The 6,092-nt window shown below is 68.6% G+C and carries 7 protein-coding genes and 3 pseudogenes; 3 read left to right on the forward strand and 7 right to left on the reverse strand.

What is annotated here, in order from left to right; translation table 11 throughout:
• Positions 1 to 88: 88 nt before the first annotated feature.
• Positions 89 to 817 carry a tyrosine-type recombinase/integrase gene (locus ISP_RS40345; protein ID WP_230468572.1) on the reverse strand — a complete coding sequence of 243 codons (729 nt, stop codon included), beginning with the start codon at positions 815 to 817 and terminating at the stop codon, positions 89 to 91.
• A 236-nt stretch (positions 818 to 1,053) separates the two neighbouring features.
• Between ISP_RS40345 and ISP_RS40350 the strand changes: the two genes are divergently transcribed.
• Positions 1,054 to 1,938, forward strand: coding sequence for an NAD(P)-dependent alcohol dehydrogenase (locus ISP_RS40350; protein ID WP_238536935.1), 885 nt, complete (start codon positions 1,054 to 1,056; stop codon positions 1,936 to 1,938).
• A gap of 194 nt (positions 1,939 to 2,132) precedes the next feature.
• On the opposite strand, the gene ISP_RS40355 is transcribed toward ISP_RS40350, so the two are convergent.
• From ISP_RS40355 to ISP_RS40360, 3 genes and pseudogenes are all read right to left on the reverse strand, one after another.
• On the reverse strand, positions 2,133 to 2,312 hold the full coding sequence (locus ISP_RS40355) for a hypothetical protein (protein WP_014467686.1): 180 nt from the start codon (positions 2,310 to 2,312) through the stop codon (positions 2,133 to 2,135).
• A gap of 55 nt (positions 2,313 to 2,367) precedes the next feature.
• Positions 2,368 to 2,514, reverse strand: a pseudogene (locus tag ISP_RS48440) (IS66 family transposase zinc-finger binding domain-containing protein); the annotation flags it as partial.
• Between the two features lie 528 nt (positions 2,515 to 3,042).
• A complete protein-coding gene (locus tag ISP_RS40360) occupies positions 3,043 to 3,612 on the reverse strand; it encodes a TIGR03086 family metal-binding protein (protein WP_071831756.1) in 570 nt (189 codons plus the stop codon).
• A gap of 64 nt (positions 3,613 to 3,676) precedes the next feature.
• Between ISP_RS40360 and ISP_RS40365 the strand changes: the two genes are divergently transcribed.
• Together ISP_RS40365 and ISP_RS40370 are read left to right on the forward strand one after the other, a co-directional pair.
• Positions 3,677 to 4,420: a helix-turn-helix domain-containing protein gene (locus ISP_RS40365; protein WP_230468573.1), complete on the forward strand. Its 744-nt coding sequence runs from the start codon at positions 3,677 to 3,679 to the stop codon at positions 4,418 to 4,420.
• Between the two features lie 340 nt (positions 4,421 to 4,760).
• Positions 4,761 to 5,042, forward strand: a pseudogene (locus tag ISP_RS40370) (hypothetical protein); the annotation flags it as partial.
• On the opposite strand, the gene ISP_RS40375 reads toward ISP_RS40370, so the two are convergent.
• The 3 genes and pseudogenes from ISP_RS40375 to ISP_RS48445 all read right to left on the reverse strand — a co-directional run.
• Entirely contained in the window at positions 5,021 to 5,386 is a 366-nt protein-coding gene (locus ISP_RS40375) for a YybH family protein (RefSeq protein WP_013229556.1), read from the reverse strand. The pseudogene ISP_RS40370 and the gene ISP_RS40375 overlap by 22 nt on opposite strands.
• The gene (locus ISP_RS40380; protein ID WP_014467688.1) at positions 5,373 to 5,543 is read right to left on the reverse strand and encodes a hypothetical protein; all 171 of its coding nucleotides are present in this window, start codon (positions 5,541 to 5,543) and stop codon (positions 5,373 to 5,375) included. Before ISP_RS40380 ends, ISP_RS40375 begins: the two co-directional genes overlap by 14 nt.
• A 79-nt stretch (positions 5,544 to 5,622) precedes the next feature.
• A pseudogene (locus tag ISP_RS48445) lies at positions 5,623 to 5,916 on the reverse strand (YbfB/YjiJ family MFS transporter); the annotation flags it as partial.
• Between the last annotated feature and the right edge of the window lie 176 nt (positions 5,917 to 6,092).

Consider the following 6,092-nt stretch of genomic DNA (forward strand, 5'->3'; position numbering starts at 1 on the left):
CGGTAGGGGCCGATCTGTGTCTTACCCGGCGGACCACGGCGGACTGCGGCCGAATCCGGGGGCCAGCGGCCAATGTACGGCCAAACGCTCACCGGCCCGAGCCGAGCGCCGTCTCCACCTGCCGCCGCGCGGCCTGCTCACCGCCGTCGAGGAAGCTGGCGTAGATCTCCAGCAGCACCGAGACCGAGTGGCCAGCCCACGCAGCGACCGTCGCGGGGTCAACGCCCGCGGCCAGCTGGGTGCTGACGGCCGCGCGCCGAAGGTCGTACGGACGCCCGGCAAGCGGCGTCGCGCGGACCTGCTCGGTTAGCACGGCCTTGCGAGCGGCACGCCAGGCGCGGGTGTAGGTAATCATCGGGATCTCGCCCCCCTGCTCAGCCTGGAACAGTCGGCCATCCGGCCCATACCCGAACTGCCGCACATGCCGCCAGAGCAACCGAGTCAAGTCCGGCGGGAACGCCACGGTGCGTTCCTCGTCGTCGTCCCGGGACTTGAGCGGCCGGTCGTCGCGGGTTTTCCCACTGTCCGTCCAGCGGCCACCGACGTGCGGCTCCGCCTTGTCGAGACGGAACCCGCCCCAGTCGTACTCGAACTCGTTCGCGTCCCCGTTCCACACCGGCTCGGGGAAGGACGCCAGGTTTCGCTTGTTCAGCGACACGGCTTCCTCCGGCCGCAGGCCGGCGTAGTACATGGTGCCGAAGAACGCTTCCAGCCGTGGCCCGCTGCGTGGCAGCGCGCCGACGCCGGCCAGCAACGTGCGGGCCTGGATGGGGTTCGGAACCGCCCGCTTGTCAACCTTGCGTTTGCCCTTCGGCATCGCCGTCCACTTCACCGACGCCAGCGGGTTCGCCTCGATCAGCCTCTTTCGATGGCGAACTCGAGCGCGTTGAACAGCACGCTCCTTACCCTTGCCTGCACCTTACAACGTATGGTTACCTTACATGGTAAGGCGTGAGGGGGTCTCGCATGAAAGCTGCGGTGCACACCAGGTACGGCCCGCCGGAGGTCGTTCGGATCCGCGAGGTGGACAGGCCGGCGATCGGGGACCGGGACGTGCTCGTCCGGGTGCACGCGACGACGGTGAACCGGACGGACTGTGCCTACCGGGCGGCGAGGCCCCTCTTCATGCGACTGCTCACGGGCATCGCCCGGCCTCGGCGGACGATCATGGGAACCGAGTTCGCCGGACAGGTCGAGGCAGTCGGCCGTGGTGTCATGTCCTTCTCGGTAGGCGACCAGGTGTTCGGGTACAACGAGGGCGCGTTCGGCGCGCACGCCGAGTACCTGTCGGTGCCGGAGGACGGATCGATCGCGACCATGCCGGCGGGCGTGACCTTCGAGCAGGCCGCTCCCGGTACCGAGGGGGCGCACTACGCGCTCGCGTGTATCAGGCATGCGGGGACCCGGGCCGGACAGGACGTCCTCGTCTACGGCGCGACCGGCGGGATCGGCTCGGCAGCCGTGCAGTTGCTGAAGAGTCTCGACGTCACTGTGACCGCGGTGTGCGCCACGGAGAGCCTGGCGCTGGTGAAACGCCTGGGCGCGGACCGGGTCGTCGACTACACGGTAGGGGACTTCACCGAGGACGAGCAGACCTACGACGCGGTGTTCGACGCGGTGGGCAAGAGCACGTTCGGCCACTGCAGACGACTGCTCAAACCCGGCGGGGTATACCTGTCCTCCGAGTTGGGGCCCTGGGCTCAGAACCTCATGCTGGCATTGGTCACCCCGCTGCTGCGCGGGAGGAAGGTGAAGTTCCCGTTCCCGCGGGACAACCAGGCCATCGTTCGCCACCTGCGAGAGTTGATCGAGTCCGGGGACTTCACGCCGGTCATCGACCGTCGGTATGCCCTGGACCAGATCGTCGATGCCTACCGGTATGTGGAGGCCGGACAGAAAATCGGCAACGTCGTGATCACCGTCACGGACGTGGACTGACCGATGGCGTTGCGGGACAGCCCTTTCAGTCTCTGGCAGGCTGCTGTGCTGCGATTGTCTCCAATTGGCGTACGCCGTCTTCTGCCTGGATCAGGTGACCGAGCCGGTTGGCACAGGCAGTGACCCCAGAAGGATTGGTCGGCAGCACCGCCGCCGTGGCACCGTGGTGGATCACGGCGGCGCGACGTAACTGTTCAGGCCATTTCGATTGTTGTTGGTAGCCAGGGGTTTCCGGTGATGGCGTCGCGGAGTGCGGCGATGATGTGGAGTCCGTTTTTGCGGGCGGTGGAGATGTAGCCGCGGACGCGTAGCCAGGCGTGGGCGCCGTGCCGGGTTCGCCAGCCACCGGAGATCTTCAGCTGGGCTTTGATCATGCGTGGTCGCCTCGGCCGGGCCGGTTGCAGTCGTGACCTGGCGGCAACCTCCGCACCGCAGCCGGTGCAGGCGGTGCTCGGTCACCGACGGACGCACCGGTGGCAGGTCCACGACTTGGCGGCGGATCACCCCGGCACGGTCGGTGCGGCGCAGACCCCCGCCGCATCCCGAGCACGCCGACGATGCGTGGTCGACGACCATGTCCGGATTTTCGACCAATGACAAGTTCGCTCCGGGCGTGCCGGGCTGCTTGCCCGGTTTGCGTCCGGTCTTGCCGCGCAGCGACTTGGGGGCGGGTTTGCTGAACCGGTCGCCGTTGCCCAGGCCATCTCAGCAATCAGCCTCGCCCTCGACGACCCCCGACTTTCCCGCCGAAATCTTCCGATGACCCCCACCCGGGCCAGTAACCCGATCGGCCGCGGTAGACAGCGAACTCGTCGCGAAACCAGCGCCACGCGATGACCATCACGTGAAGCTTCGCGTCGACGTGATCGAGCCGTTCGCGGCTGCGGTCGGCGCGAACGAGCTCCGGCTCAGCCGCGTGGTCCCTGGACCAAACCGGTTCTTCCGTCCACCTGCCCTTGAACTCGCCCATCGCGCGGACGTTCTCGGGCCCACGCCGGGCTGGCCGTGGTCTCCTTGCTCGCTCGGTTATCGCCTGCTGGGACGTCGAAGCCACCGCACCACGCTTCGACAGCTCGCGCAGGCATGACAGACATCAGTCAGAGACTACGTCCAGGCGGGATCACGGCCGGTCAGGCCGATGATGCGGTCCAAGGTGGGTGCGTCGGCCGGCACCGCGACCTCCGGTCCGTACATGCCCATTTCTCGTCCCTGCTCCACGCCGGCGACCACCGTGTCGTGCAGGTGCGCCAGCAGGTCGGCGGGCAGTTCCAGCCGCTGCCCGGTCGCGACCGCCAGATCCCAGCCGTGCACGGCCAGCTCGCCGACGATCATGTCTCCCATGACGGGCGCGGGCAGCGTGTGCGGCGTGCCCATGCTCGTCTCGCCCTCCCAGGCGCTCGGCTGCGCCCACGACGACGTGATGTCGTCCAGCAGGGCGAGCAGGCGGCCGCGCCAGTCGCCGGCCGCCAAGTCCACATCGGACTCGGCGGCCGCCGGCTGCGGAACGGACTCCTTGCGGCCAGCGCCGGCGAGCGACGGGCCCCAGAACAGGAGGTGGTTGACCAATGCCCGCACGTCGTACTCCGTACACGGAGTCTTGTTGGCGAGCTGGTCATCGGTGATGGTGCGGGCGGCCGCGGCCATGGCCTCGGCCGCGTTGGATACATGTGACATGACGGCCACGCTAGGCGGCGCCGGCCGGAGGGGTATTGAACAAAGACGACGTACACTTTGCTGTGTGGGGCGGGACGTTCGTGAGCTGCGGGGTGCGTGGACCAGGTATCAGCGCCACGCGTTCCACCACCCGTCGCCGGCGCTCGCGCCATGGGTGGAGCGGTACTGGGAGGCTCGCTGGGACTACGCCGAGCCCTACCGGCAGAAGATCGTGCCGTACCCGAACGTGCACCTGTCGTTCAGCGGCGGCCGCGCGGACGTCAACGGTGTCCGCAGCGGCTACCAGCTCAAGGTCCTCGAGGGCCGCGACCACGTCTTCGGCGTCGCGTTCCGGCCGGGCTGCTTCCGCCCGTTCCTCGGTGCCTCCGTCTCGACGATCACCGACCGCGTCATCCCGGTGACCGCGGTGTTCGGCCCGGACCTGCCCACGACGCTCGACGTGCCGACCGTGGATGCGTTCCTGTTGAAACACCTGCCGGACGACGACCCTCGCGTGCGCCAGGCGGTGGCCGCGGTCGAGCTGATCGCCAACGACAAGGCCATGACCAGGGTCGAACGCCTCGCCGACGAGCTGGGCCTGAGCATGCGGGGGCTACAACGGCTGTTCGCGGAGCACGTCGGCATCGGGCCCAAGTGGGTGATCCGCCGCTACCGCCTGCACGAGGTGACCGCCCGCATGGCCGCCGGCGGGGCGATCGACTGGGCCGCACTGGCGGCAGACCTCGGCTACGCCGACCAGGGCCACTTCATCCGCGACTTCAAGAGCATGTTCGGCGAGCCACCGACCTGGTACGCACAGCGGTATTAGTCCGCCCCGGCGACCTGACCGGCCTGGTCGCCCGACCCCGGCAACGAGTCTCTACCGAACCCGGGGCGGTTCAGCTTGGTCAGCCGGTCCGGATCCACCGGCCGGTCCCCACAGCCCCGAATCTCGATGTTCGACGAATACGGCGAAGGCAACCAGATCGCGAAGACCGCGGAAAACGCCTCCATGACACCCGTCGGCTCCGGCCTGCTCGCCCTCGACGAAGACGGGACGGCCTGCTCGTCGGACCACTACCTGCGCCTGACCGCCGACGGCGGCCGCATGCGCGAACAACGCGTTTCCCCAGTGGCTCCAGGTCGATCTCGGCGCGGCGACGGCGGTAACGCGGATCGTGCCGGCGGTGCCACCGTCGAGTGCGTGGGCCGCCCGCACGCAGACCCTGGCCGTGTCCGGCTCCTCCGACGGCACCACGTTCGACACCCTGGCTCCCGCGACGGCCTACCCGTTCGATCCAGCGCGAGGCGACCTTGCGCGGCGAGTTCCCTGGTTCGCGCGGCCTCGCGTCGTTTGGTGTCCTCCGGTGGTGCCTTCGGGCACGGTGGTCACCATGTCGACAAGAAATTCCATGATCGTGTTTCCCGTTCAGTCGAGTCGGGAGACCTGATAGTGGCTGATGAGCCAGGTGTCGCCGGTGCGGCGCAGGATGACGCCGAGATACACCGGCAGCACCGGCCGGTCGGTGAAGCCGAAGTCGACGCTGAGGTAGCCGAGGACCAGATCGTCGGCGAGAACCCGGATTTGCAAGACGGTGTAGTCAGCGGTCATGCCGATGGGCTGGCCGTGGTAGTACGCAGCCACGCTGTCCGGGCCGACGCTGTCCGGGTGCAGGCCTTGGAAGATCGCGTCGCCGGTGAAGCAGGTCGCGACGCGCTTCGGGTCGTGCGCGTCGACCGCGGACTTCCACCGGTCGAGCACGGTCGTGAGGATGTCGGTCTCAGTGCTTGTCATGACGAATCTTCTTTGTCTGTGACAGATTTGTCGTCGGCGTGCCCAGGTCGTGCGGGAACCGCTGCCGTAGCGCGGCTGCGGCGACCGCCGCCAGTGCGACCACGCCGGCGCCGACCAGCAACGCCACGTGGTAACCGTTGCGCAGCAACGGGGTCACGACCGCCGGGCCGAGGATTTGCCCGGCGCTCGGCCCGGTGTGCCGGCATGGGCAGCCACCAGGCGAGGATCGCGCACACCACGGTCAGCCCGGCCGCGCTCCACCACGCCTGCTGCCAGGTACCGGTGGTGTGCAGGACGAGCACCAGGCCGCCGGAGAGCGCGATCCCCGCTCCGACGCCGCCGAAGCCCCAGCCGACGAGATGCTGCGCGCGAGCGCGCAGTCCCGCGAGCAGTGCGCTCACGGCGATGACGAAGATCAACGCGCCGACGGCTGATGCGGCCACACCAGCCGCTGCGGCGCCGCCCGGTCCGGCCGCGGCGCCACCTCGTCGATCAGCAGGTCGGTTGCAAGCCTGGCGTCGCCTGGCCATGTCGATCTCGCCGACAGCCGCGACGATCACAACTTCGGGTTCCTCGATGGCTGAAACCGCGAGGAGGGCGAGCGTCTCCGGCTCGGCTGTCTGCGCGCCGTGAGGTTCACCCCGGGTAGTGGACACCGAGTTAGCAGGACCAGGGGTTCTGCTGGAAGGATGTCCTCATGCCTCCT

This window comes from Amycolatopsis mediterranei, from assembly GCF_026017845.1.
GTDB lineage: Bacteria > Actinomycetota > Actinomycetes > Mycobacteriales > Pseudonocardiaceae > Amycolatopsis > Amycolatopsis mediterranei.